Origin of the sequence: Thermus thermophilus HB8, from assembly GCF_000091545.1 — a bacterium.
Lineage (GTDB): Bacteria > Deinococcota > Deinococci > Deinococcales > Thermaceae > Thermus > Thermus thermophilus.
In genome coordinates, this window is the sequence record NC_006461.1 from 981188 (window position 1) to 999354 (window position 18167).

The 18167-nt window shown below is 68.8% G+C and carries 23 protein-coding genes; 5 read left to right on the top strand and 18 right to left on the bottom strand.

Translation table 11 applies throughout. The features are described from left to right. Window positions 1-41 precede the first annotated feature (41 nt). The 18 genes from trmD to TTH_RS05340 all read right to left on the bottom strand — a co-directional run bounded on the left by trmD (window position 42) and on the right by TTH_RS05340 (window position 13422). Window positions 42-761: a tRNA (guanosine(37)-N1)-methyltransferase TrmD gene (gene trmD, locus TTH_RS05255; protein WP_008632436.1), complete on the bottom strand. Its 720-nt coding sequence runs from the start codon at window positions 759-761 to the stop codon at window positions 42-44. Next, window positions 761-1249 carry a ribosome maturation factor RimM gene (gene rimM / locus TTH_RS05260; RefSeq protein WP_011228392.1) on the bottom strand — a complete coding sequence of 163 codons (489 nt, stop codon included), beginning with the start codon at window positions 1247-1249 and terminating at the stop codon, window positions 761-763. Before rimM ends, trmD begins: the two co-directional genes overlap by 1 nt. 33 nt (window positions 1250-1282) lie before the next feature. Continuing rightward, on the bottom strand, window positions 1283-1501 hold the full coding sequence (locus tag TTH_RS05265) for a KH domain-containing protein (protein ID WP_011173114.1): 219 nt from the start codon (window positions 1499-1501) through the stop codon (window positions 1283-1285). A 58-nt stretch (window positions 1502-1559) separates the two neighbouring features. Beyond that, a complete protein-coding gene (gene rpsP / locus TTH_RS05270) occupies window positions 1560-1826 on the bottom strand; it encodes a 30S ribosomal protein S16 (protein WP_011173115.1) in 267 nt (88 codons plus the stop codon). Window positions 1827-1830: 4 nt separating this feature from the next. Beyond that, window positions 1831-3135 carry a signal recognition particle protein gene (gene ffh, locus TTH_RS05275; RefSeq protein WP_011173116.1) on the bottom strand — a complete coding sequence of 435 codons (1305 nt, stop codon included), beginning with the start codon at window positions 3133-3135 and terminating at the stop codon, window positions 1831-1833. A gap of 97 nt (window positions 3136-3232) precedes the next feature. Beyond that, window positions 3233-3706 (bottom strand): PaaI family thioesterase, encoded by a 474-nt coding sequence (locus tag TTH_RS05280; protein WP_011228393.1) that lies wholly within the window; start codon window positions 3704-3706, stop codon window positions 3233-3235. Then, window positions 3703-4131, bottom strand: coding sequence for a cobalamin B12-binding domain-containing protein (locus tag TTH_RS05285; RefSeq protein WP_011173118.1), 429 nt, complete (start codon window positions 4129-4131; stop codon window positions 3703-3705). Before TTH_RS05285 ends, TTH_RS05280 begins: the two co-directional genes overlap by 4 nt. A 10-nt stretch (window positions 4132-4141) precedes the next feature. After that, window positions 4142-5797 carry an acyl-CoA mutase large subunit family protein gene (locus tag TTH_RS05290; protein ID WP_011228394.1) on the bottom strand — a complete coding sequence of 552 codons (1656 nt, stop codon included), beginning with the start codon at window positions 5795-5797 and terminating at the stop codon, window positions 4142-4144. 54 nt (window positions 5798-5851) lie between these two features. Beyond that, window positions 5852-6727, bottom strand: coding sequence for a cation diffusion facilitator family transporter (locus tag TTH_RS05295; protein WP_011228395.1), 876 nt, complete (start codon window positions 6725-6727; stop codon window positions 5852-5854). Further along, window positions 6728-8206 carry a lysine--tRNA ligase gene (lysS, locus tag TTH_RS05300; protein ID WP_011173121.1) on the bottom strand — a complete coding sequence of 493 codons (1479 nt, stop codon included), beginning with the start codon at window positions 8204-8206 and terminating at the stop codon, window positions 6728-6730. 4 nt (window positions 8207-8210) lie between these two features. After that, window positions 8211-8681 carry a GreA/GreB family elongation factor gene (locus TTH_RS05305; RefSeq protein ID WP_011228396.1) on the bottom strand — a complete coding sequence of 157 codons (471 nt, stop codon included), beginning with the start codon at window positions 8679-8681 and terminating at the stop codon, window positions 8211-8213. Between the two features lie 75 nt (window positions 8682-8756). After that, window positions 8757-9119 carry a hypothetical protein gene (locus TTH_RS05310; RefSeq protein WP_008632453.1) on the bottom strand — a complete coding sequence of 121 codons (363 nt, stop codon included), beginning with the start codon at window positions 9117-9119 and terminating at the stop codon, window positions 8757-8759. A 4-nt stretch (window positions 9120-9123) separates the two neighbouring features. Beyond that, window positions 9124-9522 carry a diacylglycerol kinase gene (locus tag TTH_RS05315; RefSeq protein WP_011228397.1) on the bottom strand — a complete coding sequence of 133 codons (399 nt, stop codon included), beginning with the start codon at window positions 9520-9522 and terminating at the stop codon, window positions 9124-9126. Continuing rightward, window positions 9477-9896, bottom strand: coding sequence for an rRNA maturation RNase YbeY (ybeY, locus tag TTH_RS05320; protein ID WP_011173125.1), 420 nt, complete (start codon window positions 9894-9896; stop codon window positions 9477-9479). Before ybeY ends, TTH_RS05315 begins: the two co-directional genes overlap by 46 nt. Next, window positions 9874-10869, bottom strand: coding sequence for a PhoH family protein (locus TTH_RS05325; protein ID WP_011228398.1), 996 nt, complete (start codon window positions 10867-10869; stop codon window positions 9874-9876). Before TTH_RS05325 ends, ybeY begins: the two co-directional genes overlap by 23 nt. Then, on the bottom strand, window positions 10833-11186 hold the full coding sequence (locus TTH_RS05330) for a hypothetical protein (protein ID WP_011228399.1): 354 nt from the start codon (window positions 11184-11186) through the stop codon (window positions 10833-10835). Before TTH_RS05330 ends, TTH_RS05325 begins: the two co-directional genes overlap by 37 nt. Next, window positions 11183-12160, bottom strand: coding sequence for a flotillin-like protein FloA (floA, locus tag TTH_RS05335; protein WP_011173128.1), 978 nt, complete (start codon window positions 12158-12160; stop codon window positions 11183-11185). The genes TTH_RS05330 and floA overlap by 4 nt, the downstream gene beginning before the upstream one ends. A gap of 2 nt (window positions 12161-12162) precedes the next feature. Continuing rightward, window positions 12163-13422 carry an NfeD family protein gene (locus tag TTH_RS05340; protein WP_164926053.1) on the bottom strand — a complete coding sequence of 420 codons (1260 nt, stop codon included), beginning with the start codon at window positions 13420-13422 and terminating at the stop codon, window positions 12163-12165. Between the two features lie 62 nt (window positions 13423-13484). On the opposite strand from TTH_RS05340, the gene aroE reads away from it, so the two are divergent. From aroE to polA, 5 genes are all read left to right on the top strand, one after another. After that, complete coding sequence (gene aroE, locus TTH_RS05345; RefSeq protein ID WP_011228401.1) at window positions 13485-14276, top strand: shikimate dehydrogenase; 792 nt, start codon at window positions 13485-13487, stop codon at window positions 14274-14276. Window positions 14277-14391: 115 nt separating this feature from the next. Continuing rightward, window positions 14392-14667 carry a hypothetical protein gene (locus TTH_RS05350; protein WP_011228402.1) on the top strand — a complete coding sequence of 92 codons (276 nt, stop codon included), beginning with the start codon at window positions 14392-14394 and terminating at the stop codon, window positions 14665-14667. After that, a complete protein-coding gene (locus tag TTH_RS05355; RefSeq protein ID WP_011228403.1) occupies window positions 14645-15079 on the top strand; it encodes a type II toxin-antitoxin system VapC family toxin in 435 nt (144 codons plus the stop codon). Before TTH_RS05350 ends, TTH_RS05355 begins: the two co-directional genes overlap by 23 nt. Then, on the top strand, window positions 15076-15651 hold the full coding sequence (locus TTH_RS05360; RefSeq protein ID WP_011228404.1) for an IMPACT family protein: 576 nt from the start codon (window positions 15076-15078) through the stop codon (window positions 15649-15651). Before TTH_RS05355 ends, TTH_RS05360 begins: the two co-directional genes overlap by 4 nt. A gap of 1 nt (window position 15652) precedes the next feature. After that, window positions 15653-18157 carry a DNA polymerase I gene (gene polA / locus TTH_RS05365; RefSeq protein WP_011228405.1) on the top strand — a complete coding sequence of 835 codons (2505 nt, stop codon included), beginning with the start codon at window positions 15653-15655 and terminating at the stop codon, window positions 18155-18157. Window positions 18158-18167: the final 10 nt, after the last annotated feature.

Here is an 18167-nt window from a genome sequence, read left to right on the forward strand (position 1 = left end):
AGAGGAACCCTCGGCGGGTTCATGGGCAAACAGCCCCAAGTTTACTCCTCCCGGTCCATTTCCGCAAGCAAGCGGGCCTCCAAGAGGCTAAGGGGCGCCCGGGCGACGAGCTCGGGCCGCAGGGCCAGGGTGCGGCGCAAGGCCTCCTGCCGCCGCCACCTCTCCACCTCCTGGTGGTGGCCCGAAAGGAGGACCTCGGGCACCCTAAGCCCCCGGAACTCGGGGGGACGGGTGTACTGGGGGTAGTCCAGAAGGCCGCGGACGAAGGAGTCCTCCCGGTGGCTTTGCGGGTCCCCGATCACCCCGGGGACGAGGCGGGCGGTGGCCTCGAGGACCGCCAGGGCCGCCACCTCCCCTCCCATGAGGACGTAGTCCCCGATGGAGAGGATCCGGGTGGCGAAGGCCTCCACCCTGGCGTCAAACCCCTCGTAGCGGCCGGCCAGGAGGACGAGGTGCTCCTTTCCGGCGAGCTCCTCCGCCACCTTCTGCGTGAAAGGCCTCCCCGCCGGGGAGAGGAGCACCACCTCGTCCGCCGGGAGGGCCCGCTCCAGGGCCGCCACCGCCACGTCGGGACGGATCACCATCCCCGCCCCGCCGCCGTAAGGGGTGTCGTCCACCGTGCGGTGCCGGCCGAGGCCGAAGGCCCTGAGGTCCACCACCTCCACCCGGATCAGGCCCCGCTCCAGGGCCTTCTTCAGGAGGGACTCCTCCAGCCAGGGGCGGACGAGGTTGGGGAAAAGGGTGATGACGGTGTAGCGCATCAGTCAAAGAGGCCGGGGATGGGGTCCACGTGGATGCTCCCCTCCTCCACCCGCACGTAGGGGGCCTGCAGGGGCACGAGCCGCTCCGCCCGGTCCCTGAGCCTCTCCCCTACGCCCCGGATGATGAGGACGTCCTGGGCCCCGGCGTCCAGGATGTCCACCACCTCCCCCACCTGCCGCCCCTCCACGTACACGGGCAGGCCGATGAGGGCGAAGTAGTAGTACCGACCCTCCTCCAAGGGGGGGAGGTCGGCCACCTCCGCGTAGACGCGAAGCCCCACCAGGGCCTCGGCCAGGGTGCGGTCGGTGACGCCCGCCAGGTGGACCACCAGCTCCTCCCCCACCCGGTAGAGGTCCTCAATGGCCCGCCACCCGTGGCCTTCCACGTAGACCCGCTCCAAATGGAGCACCACGGGCTCTCCCCGGAACCTGAGGCCCCCTTTCAGGGCGTAAGGGGCGCCGAACCGGCCGATCTCCACCAGGCGCATACCCTCATTATGCCAGGTCCTTCCGCCGCGGCGTCAGCGCACCTCCACGCCCACCTTGCGCTTGGCGTACGCCCGGACCACGGTGCGGAGGGACTCAATGACCCTCCCGCCCTTGCCGATGAGCCGCCCCTTGTCCTCCGGGGCGACCTCCACCAGGTAGACCGTGCCCTCCTTGCCCCTACGCACCTGGACCCGCACCGCCTCGGGGCGGTCCACCAGGTAGCGCACCAGGTACTCCACCACGTCCTTCATACGTTCATGCTAAACGAAAGGCCCCGGGGACTTCCCGGGGCCTCGGCCGGCCTTTTCCTCAGGCGCCCTCCCGGGCCTCCTGCCGGAAGACCCCCGCCTGGCGGAGGAGCCTGCGGGCGGTGTCCGTGGGCTGGGCGCCCACGGAGAGCCAGTACCGGGCCCGCTCCACGTCCACCTTGAGCCAGTCGGGCGTGGTCTTCCGGGGGTCGTAGTAGCCGATTTTCTCAATGTACTTGCCGTCCCGCTTCCTGCGGGCGTCGGTGACCACGATGCGGTAGTGGGGGTTGTGCTTGGAACCGAACCGAGCCAGACGGATCTTGACCATGCGCTTACCTCCTGAACATTCCCATGAGTCCCCGGCCCTTGCGGCGCTCCAGGGACTTCATCAGGGCCTTGGTTTCCTCAAAGGCCTTGACCAGCCGGTTGACCTCCTGAACCGTGGTGCCGCTTCCTTTGGCGATGCGCCGCCTGCGGGAGGCGTTGAGGATCCGGGGGTCCTTGCGCTCCTCCGGGGTCATGGAGAGGACGATGGCCTCCAGGCGCTTGAAGGCCCGCTCGTCCACCTGGAACCCCTGGGGCAGGGCCCGGCCCACCCCGGGAAGAAGCTTTAGGAGCTCGGAGAAGGAACCCAGCCGCTTGAGGTTTTGCATCTGCTTGAGGAAGTCCTCCAGGGTGAGCTCCTTGGCGGACTTGGGCGCCTCGGCCTCGAGGCCCGCCTGGCGCACCTTTTCCGCCAGGGTGGCCACGTCCCCCATGCCGAGGATCCTGCCCGCGAGGCGGTCGGGGTAGAAGGGCTCCAAGCCCTCCGGCCGCTCGGAAACCCCGGCGAAGTAGATGGGCTTGCCCGTGACCCGCCGCGCGGAGAGGGCGGCCCCGCCCCGGGCGTCCCCGTCCAGCTTGGTGAGGACGAGGCCCGTGACCCCCACCCGCTCGTCAAAGGCCTGGGCCACGGAGAGGGCCTCCTGGCCCGTCATGGCGTCCAGGACGAGGAGGACCTCGTCGGGGCGCAGCGCCGCCTTGAGGCGCACGAGCTCCTCCATGAGGCGCTCGTCAATCTGGAGGCGGCCGGCGGTGTCCACCAGGACGAGGTCCCGCACCTCCAGGCGGGCCCGCTCCTCCACCCGCCGCCGGATGGACTCGGGGCTTTCCCCGTCCTGGACCTCGAGGACCGGCACCCCCACCTTCTCCCCCAGGACGCGGAGCTGCTCCCGCGCCGCCGGGCGCTGGGTGTCCGCCGCCACCAGGAGGGGACGCCGCCCCTTCCCCTTGTAGTAGAGGGCGAGCTTGGCGGCGGTGGTGGTCTTCCCCGACCCCTGGAGCCCCACGAGGAACCAGACGTTCCGGTCCTTGAGCTGGGGGTGCTTGGGCTCCCCGCCCAGGGCCTCCTTCAGGGCCTCGTAGACCGTGGCCAGGACCACCTCGGCCGGGGTCAGGCTCTCCAGGACCTTCCGCCCCAAAGCCCGCTCCCGCACCTCCTCCACGAAGGCCCGGGCCACCTCCAGGTTCACGTCGGCCTCAATGAGGGCGCGGCGGATCTCCCGGAGGGTCCCCTTCAGGTCCTCCTCCGTGATCCGGCCCCGGCCCCTGAGCCGGTCAATGGCCTCCTGGAGTCGTGCGGCTAGCTGCTGGAACATATGGCTCCCCGGCCCTTAAGGCCGGGGTCCAGGATAGACCAAGGGGGTTGAGCGTGTCAACCGCAATTTTTCTGATGTGTTTACCGGGCCTCGAGGGCTAGCCCGCCCCGCCGCCGAAGCCCTCGGCGATCTGAACCAGGACCGCCTCCCCCCGGACCGTGAGCGTTCCGGCCGCGTAGAGCTCCGTCTCCACCACCACCTTCCTCCCCTTCACCTCCTGGGGCCGGCCCACGAGGCGGAGGTCCGGCCCCAGGGGGGTGGGCTTGAGGAAGTCCACCTTGAGGCTCGCGGTGACGAAGCGGAGAGGGGTGGCCTCCAGGGAAAGCCCCTCGGCCTGGGCCTTGGCCGCGGCCGCGGTGGCGGTGGAGTGGCAGTCCACCAGGGAGGCGAGAAGCCCCCCGTAGACGAAGCCGGGGATGGCGGTGTGGTAGGGGCGGGGCGTGAAGCGGGTCTCGCTCTCCCCTTTCTCCGGGTCCCAGTAGGTCTGGATGTGGAGCCCGTGGGCGTTCAAGTAGCCGCACCCGTAGCAGTGGGCCCACTCCGGGGGGTAGTAGAGCTGGATGGCCTTCATGCGAGCCCCTGGGCCTTCCAGCGCTCCGGCACCGCTCGCCTCAGGAAGTCCACGATCTCCTGGGTGCTGGTCCCGGGACCGAAGACGGCGGCCACGCCCAGCGCCTTCAGCTTGGGCACGTCCTCGTCGGGGATGATCCCTCCGCCGAAGAGGAGGATGTCCGAGGCCCCCTGCTCGTCCAGAAGGCGCTTCACCTCGCGGAAGTAGTGCATGTGGGCCCCGGAGAGGATGGAAAGCCCGATGGCGTCCACGTCCTCCTGGATGGCGGCGGAGACGATCATCTCCGGGGTCTGGCGGAGCCCGGTGTAGATCACCTCCATCCCCGCGTCCCTCAGGGCCCGGGCCACCACCTTGGCCCCGCGGTCGTGCCCGTCCAGGCCCGGCTTGGCGATGAGCACCCGTATGCGCCGATCCACGCCCTGCATCTTACCCCTCCTACACGTAGGCCGGCTCCTGGTAGGTGCCGTAGACCTCCCGAAGCACGTCCATCATCTCCCCCAGGGTGCAGTAGGCCAGGGCGCACTCCACGAAGTGGGGCATGGTGTTCTGCCCCTCTACCGCAGCGCGCCTTAGGCCCTGAAGGGCCTCCTCCACCCGCTTGGGGTCGCGCTCCCGCCGCACCCGGGCGAGCCGCTCCGCCTGGACCCTTTCCACCTCGGGGTCCACGAGCTGGATGGGCACCTTCAGGGGAATCTCGTCGGTGAAGGCGTTCACCCCCACGATGATCCGCTCCTTCCGCTCCACCTCCTGCTGGTAGCGGTAGCTGGCCTCGGCGAGCTCCCGGAGGAAGTACCCCTCCTCAATGGCCCGCACCACGCCCCCCATGCGGCGGATCTCCTCAATGATCTCCATGGCCTGCCGCTCCATCTCGTCGGTGAGCCACTCCACGTAGTAGCTCCCCGCCAGGGGGTCAATGGTGTGGGTGACCCCGGTCTCGTAGGCGATGATCTGCTGGGTGCGCAGGGCGATGGTGGCGCTCTCCTCCGTGGGCAGGGCCAGGGCCTCGTCGTAGGCGTCGGTGTGGAGGCTGTTTGTGCCGCCGAGGACCGCCGCCAGGGCCTGGATGGCCACCCGGGCGATGTTGTTCAGGGGCTGCTGCGCGGTGAGGGAGACCCCGGCGGTCTGGGCGTGGGTGCGGAGCATCCAGCTTTGGGGGTTCTTGGCCTTGTAGCGGTAGCGCATCTCCTTGGCCCAGATGCGCCGGGCCGCCCGGAACTTGGCGATCTCCTCAAAGAAGTCGTTGTGGACGTCAAAGAAGAAGCTGATCCTTGGGGCGAACTCGTCAATGTCCAGGCCCCGCTTGAGGGCGGCCTCCACGTACTCAAAGCCGTCCGCCAGGGTCCAGGCGAGCTCCTGCACCGCCGTGGAGCCCGCCTCCCGGATGTGGTAGCCGGAGACGGAGATGAAGTTCCACTTGGGGACGTTCTTGGGCCCCCACTCAAAGGTGTCAATGACCAGCTTCACGCTGGGCTCGGGGGGGAAGATGAACTCCTTCTGGGCGATGTACTCCTTGAGGATGTCGTTTTGGATCGTGCCCCCGAGCTTCTTCCAGTCGTAGCCCCGCTTCTTGGCCACCGCCAGGTACATGGCCCAGATGGCGTTGGCGGGGCTGTTGATGGTCATGGAGGTGGTGACCTCCTCGAGGTTGATCCCCTCAAAGAGGATCTCCATGTCGGCGAGGCTAGAGACCGCCACCCCGCACTTCCCCACCTCCCCCTTGGAGAGGGGGTGGTCGGAGTCGTAGCCCATGAGGGTGGGGAGGTCAAAGGCCACGCTGAGGCCCGTCTGCCCCGCCTTCAGGAGCTTCTTGAAGCGCTCGTTCGTCTGCTCGGCGGTGCCGAAGCCGGCGAACATGCGCATGGTCCAGAGTTTGGACCGGTACATGGAGCCGTAGACCCCCCGGGTGTAGGGGAACTCCCCGGGGAAGCCCCGCTTCTCCTCGTACTCCGGGTCCAAGACCCCGATGTCCTCCGGGGTGTAGAGGGGGTCGGGGGCGATATTGGAGAGGGTGCGGTGGGCCACGGGGCGCTCGGGGATCTTCTCCAGGCTCTTCCTATAGGTTTCCCTGAGCCAGTCGTGCTTCCTGCGCATGGGGGCCTCCTTTGCCCCATAGTTTACGCTTTTTTGCCGGGCAGGAAAAGAGCGTCAGGGGTTTGTCCGCTTCCGCTCGCCCTCGGGCTCCACGTGGATGGTGGCCTGAAGGCCGGGAAAGGCCTGGGCCAGGGCCCTTTCCAGCTCGTCGCAGAGGCGGTGGGCCTCCTCCACGGGGGTGTCCCCCCGCACCACGAGGTGGAACTCCAGGAAGCTCCTGGGGCCGGCCCTTCGGGTCTTGAGGTCGTGGACCTCGAGGGCCCGGCCCCGGATGCGCTCCTGGAGGAAGGTGTGGATGCGCTCCACCTCCTCCGGGGGAAGGCCCTCGTCCATAAGCCCTCCCACCGACTCCCGCACGATGCGGTAGCCCAGGAAGAGGATCTGGCCCGCCACGGCGAGGGCGAGGAGGGGGTCCAAGACCCAAAGGCCCGTGAGCCCGGCGAGGCCCACGCCCAGGACCACCCCCAAGGAGGTGAGGACGTCGGAGAGGACGTGGTACCCGTCGGCGGTGAGGGCGGGGGAGCGGTGGCGGCGGCCCTCCTTCAGGAGGTGGTAGGCCAGGAGGCCGTTGAGGAGGGAGGCGAGGAGGCTCACCCCAAGCCCCAAGCCCAAGCCCTCGAGGGGCACGGGGTGGAGGAGGCGGGGCAGGGCCTCCTTGGCGATCCAGAGGGCGGCCAAGACCACCAGCACCCCTTCCAGGACGGCGGAAACGTACTCGGCCTTGGTGTGGCCGAAGGGGTGGTTCTGGTCCGGCGGCTTGCGGGCGACCCGGAGGGCGAGGAGGGCGGCGAGGGCCGCGGCCACGTTCACCAGGGACTCGAGGGCGTCCGAGAGCAGGGCCACCGAGCCCGTGAGAAGGTAGGCGAGGGCCTTGAGCCCCAACACGAGGAGGGCGACGGCGAGGCTCAACCGGGCGGCGCCTTCGGCCATTTAGACCCCTTCTTCCACCGCCTCCTTCTTGGGCTTGAGGAGGGGGAAGAGGAGGACGTCCCTTAGAGAGGGCTGGTCGGTGAGGAGCATGGCGAGGCGGTCTATCCCGAGGCCCAGCCCCGCCGCCGGGGGCATCCCGTACTCCAGGGCCAGGAGGAAGTCCTCGTCGGGCTCGGGGGCCTCCTCGTCCCCCTCCTTGCGGCGCCTCGCCTGCTCCAGGAAGCGCTCCCTTTGGTCCAAGGGGTCGTTGAGCTCGGAGTAACAGGGAGCAAGCTCCATCCCCCCGGCGTAGAGGTCCCAGCGCTCCACGAGGCCCGGCTTCTCCCGGTGCCTTTTGGCCAGGGGGCTGATGGCCAGGGGGAAGTCAAAGACAAAGGTGGGGTCCTGGAGCTCGGGCTCCACGTAGATGCCGAAAAGCTTGTCCAGAAGCTTGTAGTTCGGCACCTGGGAAAGCTCGGGGTGGTGGGCGTCGGCCCAAAGCCTTAGGCGCTCCAGGTCCAGGGGGTCAAAGGGAAGGCCCGCCTTCTCCTTCAGGGCCTCCACGAAGGAGATGCGCCTGAAGGGCGGCTTGAAGTTCAGCACCCGCCCTTGGTAGGGGACCTCGTGGCTCCCGAAGAGGTGGAGGACGAGGCCCGAAAGGAGCTCCTCCACCAGGCCCGCCATGTCCTGGTAGTCGGCGTAGGCCCAGTAGGCCTCCAGCATGGTGAACTCGGGGTTGTGGTTGTGGTCAATGCCCTCGTTGCGGAAGTTGCGCCCGATCTCAAAGACCTTCTCGTACCCCCCGACGAGGAGGCGCTTGAGGTAGAGCTCCAAGGAGATGCGGAGGTAGAACTCGTGGTCTAGGGCGTTGTGGTAGGTCTTGAAGGGCCTGGCCTCCGCCCCGCCCGTGGTGGGCTGGAGGATGGGGGTCTCCACCTCCAAAAACCCCTTGGCCTCAAAGAAGCGCCGGATGTAGCGGACGATCTCCGAGCGGCGGCGGAAGACCTCCCGCACCTCGGGGTTGACGATGAGGTCCAGATAGCGCTGGCGGTAGCGGACCTCCTTGTCCCGGAGGCCGTGCCACTTGTCGGGGAGGGGGTGGAGGCTCTTGACCAGGGGCGTCCAGTCCAGGACCTTGACCGTCACCTCCCCCGTCTTGGTGGTGAAGGGGTGCCCCCTCACCCCCAGGATGTCCCCCACGTCCAGCTTCTTGAGGAGCTCGTATTTGGGCGTGAGGTCCCTCTGGAAGTAGAGCTGGATCCTTCCCGTCTCGTCCAGGAGGTGGGCGAAGGTCACCTTGCCCATGCGCCTCAAGGCCACGAGGCGCCCGGCCACGGCCACCTCCTCCTCCGGCCACTCGGACTCAGGGGGGGCGCCCCGCTTGGCCTTGAGGATGGCCTCGGCGCTGTGGGTCTTGGGGAAGCGGTAGGGGTAGGGGGCAAACCCCGCCTCCACCAAGGCTTCCAGGTTGAGCAGGCGCTGGCGGGTCTGGTCGTTCATGGCCTCAACCGTGGATGGCCACCACCCGGAACTCCCGCCTGCCCTTGGGGGTGTCCAGGGAGAGCACGTCCCCCACCCGGTGGCCCAAAAGGGCCTTGCCCATGGGCGAGGCGTCGGAGATCTTCATGGGCGTGTCCAGGACGTTGGCCTCCGCCGGGGAGACCACCTGGACGGAAAGCCGCTCCCCGGAAAGGGGGTCTTCCAGCTCCACCACCGAGCCCAGGCCGATGACCTCCCCGCTTCCCTCCTCCAGGATCACGGCCCGGGAGAGGATGTCCTCCAGGGAGTCAATCCGGGCCTCAATCCGGGCCTTCTCCTGCTTGGCCGCCTCGAGGCCCGAGTCGTCGTAGTCGTCGCTGGACTCCATCAGCTCCTGCAGGATCTTGGTGGCCTCCTGCAGGCGCTCGCGCTCGCGCTCCAGCTGCTGCATGAGCCGCTCGTAGCCGGCCTTGGTGAGCTTCACCTCGCGCGCCATAGGTCACCTCGCTAACCCCCACTGGCAAACGGGAGGCCGGCGGCTGCCGACCTCCGCGCGGCCCTGGGGCCTTTCTCAGGAGAGTATACCCCGAAGGAGGATCTCCCTCAAACGCCCGGGTGGGGCGTGGCTGGCGCAGCGGGCCGTGTCCTGGCAGAGGACCAGGTAGCGCAGGTGCCTCGGGTCCCCTCCCACGGTGTGGCGGAAAAACCCGGCCGCCTGCCCGGAGAGGTGGCGGTGGCAGGCCTCGCAGACCTGGGGGGTGGCGGGGCTTCCCGGGAGGGGTTCCAAGACGAGCTTGAGCTCGGGCGGGCCCTTCTCCAGGATCACCACCCGGCCCTCCTCGTCCCGGTAATAGAGGATCTCCCCTATGGGCAGGAGGTCGGGGGAGGTTCCTGGAAAGAGCTCCAGGATCAGCTCCCTCTCCTCGTATTCCATACCCCTAGCTTAGCCCAAGCCGGGCCCAAAGCGCGGGGAGGAAGAGGTAGACCCCGAGGCCGAGGGCGAAGAGGCTCGCCAGGAAGACGGCCGCCGCGGCGGTGTCCTTGGCCCGCTTGGCCAAGGGGTGGTAGACGGGGCTTGCCAGGTCGGTGAGGGCCTCGAGGGCCGTGTTGACGAGCTCCAAGGAGAGGACCAGGGCGGCCACGAGGAGGATGGGCACGAGGTCCACCCCAAGCCAAAGGCCGAGCCCCAAGGCGAGGAGGCCCAAGGCCACCTCCACCCGGAAGTTCCGCTGGACCCGCCAGGCGTAGGCGAGGCCCTCCCACGCGTAGCCGAAGGACCGGAGGACCCCTTTTAGAGGGCGAGGATCCTCTCTTGGACGCGGCGGAACCCCTCCCAATCCTCCTCCTTCTGATGGTCGTGGCCGAGGAGGTGCCAAAGCCCGTGGGCGGCGAGGACCAGGACCTCCTCCTCCAAGGAGGCTCCCCGGGCCTCGGCCTGCCTCCTCGCGGTGTCCAGGCTGATCCAGATGTCCCCGAGGTGGGGGGGAACGAAGGGGTCCCCCGGCTCGTAGTGGGGGAAGGAGAGGACGTCCGTGGCCTCGTCCTCCCCCCACCACTCCCGCTTCAGGGCGCGAAGGCGGCGGTCCCCGGTGAGGATCACCGTGACCCCCTTGTCCCCCACGCCGAGCTCCTCCATGAGGGCGGCCAGGGCCCGCCTGAGCCTAGGGACAAGCCCCCGGGGAGGGCGCTTATTGCGCACCACCTCCACCACGCTCCGCCTCCTCGTAGGCCTTGATGATGCGGGCCACCAAGGGGTGGCGCACCACGTCCGACTCCTTGAAGTGGACGAAGGCGATCCCCTCTATGCCCTTGAGGATGCGAATGGCCTCCACCAGGCCGGACCGCTGGTGCTTGGGCAGGTCAATCTGGGTCACGTCCCCCGTGATGACCATCTTGGAGGAGAAGCCCATGCGGGTGAGGAACATCTTCATCTGCTCCGGGGTGGTGTTCTGGGCCTCGTCCAGGATGATGAAGGCATCATTCAAAGTTCTTCCACGCATAAAGGCCAAAGGCGCCACCTCAATGATCCCCGACTGCAGGTACTGCTCAAACCGCTCCGCGTCAATCATGTCAAAGAGGGCGTCGTAAAGGGGCCTGAGGTAGGGGTCCACCTTGGCCTGGATGTCCCCCGGCAGAAAGCCCAGCTTCTCCCCCGCTTCCACCGCCGGGCGGGTGAGGATGATGCGCTTCACCCGGCGCGCCCGAAGGTGGCTCACGGCCATGGCCACGGCCAGGTAAGTCTTCCCCGTGCCCGCGGGGCCGATGCCGAAGGTGATGTCGTGCCGGGCGATGGCCTCCACGTACCGCTTCTGCCCCGGGGTTTTGGGGCGCAGGCGGCCCGGGAGCTGGAGCTCCAGCTCGGGCTCGGTGGCCTGGTAAAGCCCCTCCCCTTCCGCCGCCAGGCGGACCGCCTGCTCCAGCGTGGCCTCGTCCAGCTCCGCTCCCTGGCGCAGGAGGGCGAGGAGGTCCCGGAGGGCCCTCTCCGCCTTCTCCACGGCCTCGGGAGGCCCCAAGACCTCCACCTGCTCCCCCCGGGAGACGAGGCGGACCTCGTCCCCCAGGTAGGTCCGGAAGAGGCTCCGCAGGCGCTTCAGGTTGCGGTCGGCCTGGCCCAGAAAGGCCAGGGCCTCCTCGCTCCCCAGGGGGATCACAACCCTTTGGGCTTCTTCAGGATTTCGTGCCATATCATTCCCTGGACCACGTCCTTGGCGCGGGTGCCAAGCCGCCTTCCCTTGGGCCGCTTGGGCGCCTCCCCGGAAGACACCACCGGCTCCGCCTCCTGGAGGCCCGCCTCCCGGGGCCGGGGGGGCGGGACCTGGAGCGCCTCCAGGGAAGGCTCAGACGGCCGCGGAGGGGGCGGAGGGGGCGGGGGCGCCTCGAGCTCCCCCTCCACGGGAAAGGGGAGGTCGGGCGGGGGGTTCCGGCGGAAAAGCCCCTGGAGGGCCGGGAGGACGATGAAGAAGAGGACGAAGAGGAGGCCCAAAAGGTCGTCTAAGCTCATTCCTCACCCTCGGGCTTCGCCGCGCGGCTGATGGACTCCCGCATGTCGGTGTCGGCCTCGATGTTCTTCAGGCGGTAGTAGTCCATCACCCCAAGGTGGCCTTTCCTCAACGCCTCCGCCAGGGCCAAGGGCACCTGGGCCTGGGCCTCCACCAGCTTGGCCCGCATGGCCTCCACCAGGGCGCGGTTCTCCTGCTCGGCGGCCACGGCCATGGCCCTCCGCTCCTCGGCCTTGGCCTGGGCGATCTTCTTGTCGGCCTCCGCCTGGTCAATCTGGAGCTGGGCGCCGATGTTCTTGCCCACGTCCACGTCGGCGATGTCCACGGAGAGGATCTCAAAGGCGGTGCCCGCGTCCAGCCCCTTCTCCAGCACGGTCTTGGAGATGCGGTCGGGGTTCTCCAGGACCTCCTTGTGGGAGTTGGCGCTGCCGATGGTGGTGACGATGCCTTCCCCCACCCGGGCGATGATCGTCTCCTCCCCCGCCCCGCCCACCAGGCGGTCAATGTTGGCCCGCACCGTGACCCGGGCGGTGGCGAGAAGCTGGATCCCGTCCTTGGCCACGGCGGCCACCATGGGGGTCTGGATGACCTTGGGGTTCACGCTGACCCGCACCGCCTCCAGGACGTCCCGGCCCGCGAGGTCTATGGCCGCCGCCCGGTCAAAGGTGAGCTTGATCCCCGCCTTGTCGGCGGCGATGAGGGCGTCCACCACCCGGTCCACGTTCCCCCCGGCCAGGTAGTGGGCCTCGAGGCGGTCCAGCCTCACGTCCAGCCCCGCCTTGGTGGCCTTGATGAGGGGGTAGATGATCTTGGCCGGGGGGACGCGCCTTAAGCGCATGGCCACCAGGGTGAGGAGGGGGACCCTGACCCCCGCCGCCCAGGCCGAGATCCAAAGCCCCACCGGGATGAAGCTGAAGAAGAGGAAGACGAAAAGCAGGACGACCGCCGCCAGGAAAACGATGCCCAGTCCTTCCATAGCTACTCCTCCAACGGTTCCACCACGACCGTTATGCCCCGGACCTCCACCACGCGCACCGGGGTCCCCTTGGGGATGAACCCCCGGTTCGCCACCACGTCCACCCGCTTGGCCCCGAAGCGGGCCACGCCCCCGGGCCTCAGGTCCGTGAGGGCGGTCCCCACCGCCCCCACCTCCACCGCCTCCTCGGTGGCGTGCCCCTGGATGGCGCTTTCCAGGACCAAGGCCTGGGCGGGCCTCGTCCGCGGGAGGTAGCGGAAGACCAGCACCAGGCCGAGCCCCAAGGCGATCACGGCCACGGAGAGGACGAGGAGGGCGTTCTCCCCGAAGGTGAAGTAGACGGAGGCCAGGATGCTCCCCACCCCCAAGACCCCGGCGATGCCGAAGCCCGGGAAGAGGAAGGCCTCCGCGAGGAGGAGGGCGACCCCGAGGAGGAAGAGGAGGAGCTCAAAGGCCCCGGAAAGCCCCGCAAGCCACCCCCCGGCGAAGTAGAGGGCGAGGAAGGCAAGCCCCAGGGCCCCCGCCACCCCAAACCCCGGGGTGAAGAGCTCCACCAAAAGGAGGAGGAGCCCCAAGGCGAGGAGGAGGCCCGCCACGGTGGAGCTCGTGAGAAAGCGGGCCACCTGGACGCGGGGGCCCGGGGCGAGCCGCTCCACCTCGGGGCTGAAGCCCGCGGCCTGAAGGGCCTCGTAGAGGCTCGCCGCCTTGAGGTCGGCCACCTTGAGCTCCACCGCCTTGTCGGCGGAGAGGGTCAGGGGCTCCCCCTTGGCGGAAAGCCCGGGGACCTCGAGGTTCGGGTCCACCATGGCCTCGGCGAGCTCCACGGGCCTTCCCCTTGCCTCGGCCACGGCCCGGAACTTCCCCTTGAGGGCGGAGATCACCTTTTGGTCCGCGGCCTGGGGCTCCTGGAGGGGCAGGGCCACCACGGGGAGGGCGGCCCCGATTTCCGAGCCCGGGAGCATGACGATCTGGCGGCAAGAGAGGGCGATGAGGGCCCCGGCGGAGAAGGCGTTCTGGACGATGGCCAGGGTGGGGAGGGGGGTCTGGAGGATGCGGTCGGAGATGCGGATGGCGGCGTCCACCCGCCCCCCCGGGGTATCTATGAGGAAGGCCACGCCGCTCGCCCCCTCCCTTTCGGCCCGGGCGAGGGCCTGCTCCACGAAGACCGCCAAGGCGGGGTCAATCTCCCCTTCTATGGGCACGAGGTAGGTCTTCCCCAGGGCGATGGGGAGGAGGAGGATCAAAGCCCAAAGCCTTTTCACCGCCCTTATTCTATAGGCCCGCAGGGAAAAAGTGTGCCCCAAGCCGCGCTATCCTTAAGGGGATGCTGCGCTTCGCCGTGCTGGGCCACCCCGTGGCCCACTCCCTCTCCCCCGCCATGCACGCCTTCGCCCTGGAAAGCCTGGGGCTTGAGGGCAGCTACGAGGCCTGGGACACCCCCTTGGAGGCCTTGCCCGGGCGCCTAAAGGAGGTGCGCCGGGCCTTCCGGGGGGTCAACCTCACCCTCCCCCTGAAGGAGGCGGCTTTGGCGCACCTGGACTGGGTCTCCCCCGAGGCCCAAAGGATCGGGGCGGTGAACACGGTCCTCCAGGTGGAGGGGCGGCTTTTCGGCTTTAACACCGACGCCCCGGGCTTCCTCGAGGCCCTGAAGGCGGGGGGGATCCCCCTAAAGGGCCCTGCCCTGGTGCTGGGGGCCGGGGGGGCGGGGCGGGCCGTGGCCTTCGCCCTGAGGGAAGCGGGGCTTGAGGTCTGGGTCTGGAACCGCACCCCCCAAAGGGCCCTCGCCCTGGCGGAGGAGTTCGGCCTCAGGGCCGTGCCCCTGGAGAAGGCCCGGGAGGCCCGCCTCCTCGTGAACGCCACCCGGGTGGGCCTCGAGGACCCCTCCGCAAGCCCCCTTCCGGCGGAGCTTTTCCCGGAGGAGGGGGCTGCGGTGGACCTCGTCTACCGCCCCCTCTGGACCCGGTTTCTGCGGGAGGCCAAGGCCAAGGGCCTGAAGGTCCAGACCGGCCTTCCCATGCTCGCCTGGCAGGGGGCTTTGGCCTTCCGCCTCTGGACGGGCCTCCTCCCGGACCCCTCGGGCATGGAGGAGGCGGCCCGCCGGGCCTTGGGGGTGTAGCACTACCCCATGCTGGCTTGGGCCAGCATGGGGACCCGGGAAAAGGCTCTAGCGGGAATTTGGGGCAGCAGGGGGGCGAAGGAAGACAGGGTATACGTGGTATAAGGGGGTGAGGATGAAGCTTCACCGGGTTCAGGTGGTGCTGGAGGAAGACGAGTGGGCCGAGGTCCAGCGCCTGGCGCACAGGCTCGCCCTCATCCGGGGACGACGGGTAAGCGCCAGCGAGGCCTTGAAGGAGCTCGTGGCCCGAGGCCTCGCTGAGGAGGCCAAGCGAAAGGAAGGCTACCTCGCCCTTCTGGAAGAGCTAAGCCACCTCGGCGGGGAAGCCCCCCTAGGGCAGGACCTCATGGAAGAGGACAGGCGCGCCCATGACGAGCGCCTGGGTCCTTGACGCCTCCGTGGCCGTGGCCGCGGCCACGGGCCATCCCCTGCGGGAACATGCCCAGAGGCTCCTCCGACGGGCCGTGGTGGAGGAGAGGTCCCTCTTCGTCCCCCGGCTCTTCGCCGCCGAGGTGGCCTCGGCCCTTCGGCGGGCCTCCTTCCACGGCGCCTTGACCCAGGAGGCCGCGGAAAAGGCCTTGGACCTTCTTCTCAAACTTCCCTGGATCTATGCCAAGGACGAGGAACTCGCCCTCGCCGCCCTGCGTTGGTCATCTAAGCTTGGGCAGGCGCGGGCCTACGATGCCTTCTACGTGGCCCTGGCCGAGAAGAAGAGGGCCCTCCTTTGGACGGCCGATGCCCGTTTGGTCCAAGGGCTAAGGGCGTTGGGCTTCCTCGGGGTCAAGGGTCTAGAGGAAGCATGAGCCTCACCCTGGCAGACAAGGTGGTCTACGAGGAGGAGATCCAGAAAAGCCGCTTCATCGCCAAGGCGGCCCCCGTGGCCTCGGAGGAGGAGGCCTTGGCGTTTTTGGCCGAGAACCGGGAGCCTGAGGCCACCCACAACGGCCACGCCTACAAGATCGGCCTCCTCTACCGCTTCTCTGACGACGGGGAGCCCTCGGGCACCGCAGGCAGGCCCATCCTCCACGCCATAGAGGCCCAGGGCCTGGACCGGGTGGCGGTCCTGGTGGTGCGCTACTTCGGCGGGGTGAAGCTCGGGGCCGGGGGGCTTGTGCGGGCCTACGGGGGGGTGGCGGCGGAGGCCTTAAGGCGGGCGCCCAAGGTCCCCTTGGTGGAGCGGGTGGGGCTCGCCTTCCTCGTGCCCTTCGCCGAGGTGGGCCGGGTCTACGCCCTCCTGGAGGCCCGCGCCCTGAAGGCCGAGGAGACCTACACCCCGGAGGGCGTGCGCTTCGCCCTCCTCCTCCCCAAGCCCGAGCGGGAAGGTTTCCTCAGGGCGCTCCTGGACGCCACCCGGGGACAGGTGGCCCTGGAGTAGCATGGAGGCGATGCTTCCGCTCTTTGAACCCAAAGGCCGGGTCCTCCTGGTGGACGGCCACCACCTGGCCTACCGCACCTTCTTCGCCCTGAAGGGCCTCACCACGAGCCGGGGCGAACCGGTGCAGGCGGTCTACGGCTTCGCCAAGAGCCTCCTCAAGGCCCTGAAGGAGGACGGGTACAAGGCCGTCTTCGTGGTCTTTGACGCCAAGGCCCCCTCCTTCCGCCACGAGGCCTACGAGGCCTACAAGGCGGGGAGGGCCCCGACCCCCGAGGACTTCCCCCGGCAGCTCGCCCTCATCAAGGAGCTGGTGGACCTCCTGGGGTTTACCCGCCTCGAGGTCCCCGGCTACGAGGCGGACGACGTTCTCGCCACCCTGGCCAAGAAGGCGGAAAAGGAGGGGTACGAGGTGCGCATCCTCACCGCCGACCGCGACCTCTACCAACTCGTCTCCGACCGCGTCGCCGTCCTCCACCCCGAGGGCCACCTCATCACCCCGGAGTGGCTTTGGGAGAAGTACGGCCTCAGGCCGGAGCAGTGGGTGGACTTCCGCGCCCTCGTGGGGGACCCCTCCGACAACCTCCCCGGGGTCAAGGGCATCGGGGAGAAGACCGCCCTCAAGCTCCTCAAGGAGTGGGGAAGCCTGGAAAACCTCCTCAAGAACCTGGACCGGGTAAAGCCAGAAAACGTCCGGGAGAAGATCAAGGCCCACCTGGAAGACCTCAGGCTCTCCTTGGAGCTCTCCCGGGTGCGCACCGACCTCCCCCTGGAGGTGGACCTCGCCCAGGGGCGGGAGCCCGACCGGGAGGGGCTTAGGGCCTTCCTGGAGAGGCTGGAGTTCGGCAGCCTCCTCCACGAGTTCGGCCTCCTGGAGGCCCCCGCCCCCCTGGAGGAGGCCCCCTGGCCCCCGCCGGAAGGGGCCTTCGTGGGCTTCGTCCTCTCCCGCCCCGAGCCCATGTGGGCGGAGCTTAAAGCCCTGGCCGCCTGCAGGGACGGCCGGGTGCACCGGGCAGCAGACCCCTTGGCGGGGCTAAAGGACCTCAAGGAGGTCCGGGGCCTCCTCGCCAAGGACCTCGCCGTCTTGGCCTCGAGGGAGGGGCTAGACCTCGTGCCCGGGGACGACCCCATGCTCCTCGCCTACCTCCTGGACCCCTCCAACACCACCCCCGAGGGGGTGGCGCGGCGCTACGGGGGGGAGTGGACGGAGGACGCCGCCCACCGGGCCCTCCTCTCGGAGAGGCTCCATCGGAACCTCCTTAAGCGCCTCGAGGGGGAGGAGAAGCTCCTTTGGCTCTACCACGAGGTGGAAAAGCCCCTCTCCCGGGTCCTGGCCCACATGGAGGCCACCGGGGTACGGCTGGACGTGGCCTACCTTCAGGCCCTTTCCCTGGAGCTTGCGGAGGAGATCCGCCGCCTCGAGGAGGAGGTCTTCCGCTTGGCGGGCCACCCCTTCAACCTCAACTCCCGGGACCAGCTGGAAAGGGTGCTCTTTGACGAGCTTAGGCTTCCCGCCTTGGGGAAGACGCAAAAGACAGGCAAGCGCTCCACCAGCGCCGCGGTGCTGGAGGCCCTACGGGAGGCCCACCCCATCGTGGAGAAGATCCTCCAGCACCGGGAGCTCACCAAGCTCAAGAACACCTACGTGGACCCCCTCCCAAGCCTCGTCCACCCGAGGACGGGCCGCCTCCACACCCGCTTCAACCAGACGGCCACGGCCACGGGGAGGCTTAGTAGCTCCGACCCCAACCTGCAGAACATCCCCGTCCGCACCCCCTTGGGCCAGAGGATCCGCCGGGCCTTCGTGGCCGAGGCGGGTTGGGCGTTGGTGGCCCTGGACTATAGCCAGATAGAGCTCCGCGTCCTCGCCCACCTCTCCGGGGACGAAAACCTGATCAGGGTCTTCCAGGAGGGGAAGGACATCCACACCCAGACCGCAAGCTGGATGTTCGGCGTCCCCCCGGAGGCCGTGGACCCCCTGATGCGCCGGGCGGCCAAGACGGTGAACTTCGGCGTCCTCTACGGCATGTCCGCCCATAGGCTCTCCCAGGAGCTTGCCATCCCCTACGAGGAGGCGGTGGCCTTTATAGAGCGCTACTTCCAAAGCTTCCCCAAGGTGCGGGCCTGGATAGAAAAGACCCTGGAGGAGGGGAGGAAGCGGGGCTACGTGGAAACCCTCTTCGGAAGAAGGCGCTACGTGCCCGACCTCAACGCCCGGGTGAAGAGCGTCAGGGAGGCCGCGGAGCGCATGGCCTTCAACATGCCCGTCCAGGGCACCGCCGCCGACCTCATGAAGCTCGCCATGGTGAAGCTCTTCCCCCGCCTCCGGGAGATGGGGGCCCGCATGCTCCTCCAGGTCCACGACGAGCTCCTCCTGGAGGCCCCCCAAGCGCGGGCCGAGGAGGTGGCGGCTTTGGCCAAGGAGGCCATGGAGAAGGCCTATCCCCTCGCCGTGCCCCTGGAGGTGGAGGTGGGGATGGGGGAGGACTGGCTTTCCGCCAAGGGTTAGGGGGGCCCTG